The sequence below is a fragment of the Alkalibacterium sp. m-11 genome (genome assembly GCF_054658155.1).
Genome location: NZ_BAAGIR010000516.1, coordinates 1 through 255, shown reverse-complemented (window position 1 = coordinate 255; position 255 = coordinate 1). Strand labels below are relative to the sequence as shown.

Sequence of the window (255 nt, the reverse complement as noted above, 5' to 3'; positions counted from 1 at the left end):
ACTCATTTGATTCCTCCTTCTGTCATCCGATACTGCTTGCGCTTGATCTGGCTGTTGCTGATTTTATCGACCGGTTCAACCGGGTGAAGCTGATCTTTTTCATAGAGGTAAAAGCGGCTCAGATCTGCCGTGTATTTGAGGGTCACTCGCTGACCAATGTACGCATAACCGACTTCGATTTCTTTTCCCTTCAGTTTGACAATCCCGGTTTTATCCACCCTGTATTCCTTCGTATGCAAGAAAGCCTGCTCGATG

The 255-nt window shown here is 46.7% G+C and carries 1 protein-coding gene; it reads right to left on the bottom strand.

What is annotated here, in order from left to right:
- Positions 1–2 precede the first annotated feature (2 nt).
- The coding region (locus ACYQ2O_RS13400; RefSeq protein WP_459796849.1) for a hypothetical protein at positions 3–255 on the bottom strand (253 nt) is incomplete at its 5' end.